Origin of the sequence: Delftia sp. ZNC0008, assembly GCF_000799035.1 — a bacterium.
GTDB lineage: Bacteria > Pseudomonadota > Gammaproteobacteria > Burkholderiales > Burkholderiaceae_C > Comamonas > Comamonas tsuruhatensis.
Genome location: NZ_JTKZ01000212.1, coordinates 1 through 2,281, shown reverse-complemented (window position 1 = coordinate 2,281; position 2,281 = coordinate 1). Strand labels below are relative to the sequence as shown.

Below are 2,281 nucleotides of genomic sequence, written 5' to 3'. Positions count from 1 at the left end.
AGAGCACCGCACGCGAGGAATTGATGATGATGGGGCCGCCGCCGATGCGCGCCGCCTTGACCGTGGCCACGGCATCGCCCCCCTGGGCACCCACGCCGGGAATCAGCAGCGGCAGCGAGGGCGCGAATTCACGCACGCGCTCGATCTCCTGCGGGCGCGTGGCGCCCACCACCAGGCCGAGCTGGCCGTTGGTGTTCCAGGGGCCTTGCGCCAGGCGCGCCACATGCTCGAACAGGTGGGGCTGGCCCGGCAGGTCGGCCAGGCGCTGCGCCTGCAGGTCGTCGCCGCCGGGGTTGGAGGTGCGGCACAGCAGGAAGGCGCCCTTGCCCTCGTACTGCAGGTAGGGCGTGATGGAGTCGAAGCCCATGAAGGGCGACAGGGTCACGGCGTCGGCGCCATAGCGCTCGAAGGCTTCCTTGGCGTACTGCTCGGCGGTGGAGCCGATGTCGCCGCGCTTGGCGTCCAGGATGATGGGCACATGGGGCGCGACGGCGCGCATGTGGGCCATGAGCTTTTCCAGCTGGTCTTCGGCGCGGTGGGCCGCGAAGTAGGCGATCTGGGGCTTGAAGGAGTTCACCAGGTCGGCCGTGGCCTCGACGATGGCGGCGCAGAATTCGTAGATTTTGCTTGCATCGCCGCGCATGGCCGCAGGAAAGCGGCTGGGTTCGGGGTCCAGGCCCACGCACAGCATGGATTGGTTCTGGGCGGTGGCATTGCGCAGCATGTCGAGAAAGGTCATGGGGCGCGATTTTAGCGATCGGCCCTTCCCGGGGCCTGTCGCCGGGCATCCAGCGGGTTTGGCGGCCCATGGGCACAATCGGCGGCCTATGCCTGCCTTCACCGCCCGACAAATCCTTTTGCTGATCGCGCTGACCCTGATCTGGGGCATCAATTGGCCGGTGATGAAGCTGGGCGTGCAGCATTTCCCGCCGCTGAGTTTCCGCATGGCCTCGATGTGGGTGGGGCTGCCCATCCTGGCGGCCTTCGTGGTCTGGCGCCGCCTGCCGCTGGCCGTGCCGCGCGCCTGTTGGCCCCGGCTGGCGCAGCTGACGCTGTTCAACATGGTGCTGTGGAACAGCCTGATCATCATTGCCATCCCCATGCTGTCCAGCGGGCGGGCGGCCATCCTGGGCTACACCATGCCCATCTTCTCGGCCGTGGTGGGCAGCCTGTTCTTCCATGACCGGCTGGCGCCGCGTGCCTGGGCGGGTGTGGCGGCGGCCTTGGCGGGCGTGCTCCTGCTGCTGTGGCACGAGGTCGGCGCCCTGGGCAGCCGCCCCATCGGCGTGGGCCTGATGCTGGCCGCCGCGCTGAGCTGGGCCTTCGGCACGCAGAAGCTGCGCCGCGCCGAGGTGCCCGTGCCCCTGCTGACGATGACGCTGTGGATGGTGGCGCTGACCGCGCTGACGCTCACGGTGCTGGCCTTCGTCTTCGAGCGCCACCTGTGGCACTGGCCCGATGCCCAGGCCACGGGCGCCATCGTCTTCAACGGCGTGCTGGTGCTGGGCTTTGGCCAGACGGTCTGGTTCTTCCTGGCGCGCAGCCTGCCGCCCGTGGCGTCCACGCTGAGCGTGATGATGATCCCCGTGCTGGGTGTGTTCAGCGGCGCCTGGTGGCTGGGCGAGGTGCTGCACTGGCAGGACTGGACGGCCGTGGCGCTGATGGTGGTGGCCATCGCCTCGGTGCTGTGGCCGGCGCGCGGCCGCTGAGGGCAAGCAGGGGAAGGTCGGGAGAAGAAGACGCAGCCTGACTGCGCACGCGGGCGCATTCAGGCTGCAGGGCCTCAGCGTTGCGCCGTGGCCGGGGCGCCCAGCAGGCGCTGGATGTCGATGTTGTTGGGCAGCGCGTAGTCGTGGCTGCGCACGATGCGGCTGTCGTCGGTGCGAACCAGCTTGAGGCTCACATAGGTGTACTTGGCAGCCGCCGAGTACGTGCCCACCAGGACCAGGGCTGCATTGTGGTTGCGGGCGATGTCCTTGATCTCGCGCGACAGCAGCAGCTCGCCCGTGCCTTCCTTGACGTACACATCGCCGCGCAGCTTCAGCTCCTTGACGTTGTAGCCCTTGGCGGACAGCTGGGAGGCGTACAGCTCGCTGAGCGTGCGGCCCAGCGGGGCCGAGCGCGTCAGGTCGTTGACGTTGACCACGGTGGCCACGAGCACGGGCGCCTCGCCCAGTTCCTCGGTGTTCAGGCCCTTGACCAGCTCGTCCACGGCAGCGCGGCTGCTGGCGATGAAGGGGTTGGCTGCGGCCGACTGGTAGGTGGGCTCGCCACGACGCGG

At 68.9% G+C, this 2,281-nt stretch carries 3 protein-coding genes; 1 reads left to right on the top strand and 2 read right to left on the bottom strand.

Going from position 1 to position 2,281, the window contains the following annotated elements; translation table 11 throughout:
* Nucleotides 1-739: orotidine-5'-phosphate decarboxylase (pyrF, locus tag L995_RS07255; protein WP_047470588.1), on the bottom strand; the 739-nt coding region annotated here is incomplete at its 3' end.
* Nucleotides 740-827: 88 nt separating this feature from the next.
* On the opposite strand from pyrF, the gene L995_RS07250 reads away from it, so the two are divergent.
* Nucleotides 828-1,709, top strand: coding sequence for a DMT family transporter (locus tag L995_RS07250; protein WP_047470587.1), 882 nt, complete (start codon nucleotides 828-830; stop codon nucleotides 1,707-1,709).
* A 74-nt stretch (nucleotides 1,710-1,783) separates the two neighbouring features.
* Here L995_RS07250 and L995_RS07245 read toward each other — a convergent pair.
* Nucleotides 1,784-2,281 (bottom strand): FlgO family outer membrane protein (locus L995_RS07245; protein ID WP_047470585.1); only part of this gene is annotated, 498 nt, incomplete at its 5' end.

Coding starts and splice junctions, on each gene's coding strand:
- L995_RS07250 (WP_047470587.1), top strand. CDS start 828: ATGCCTGCCTTCACCGCCCGACAAATCCTTTTGCTGATCGCGCTGACC.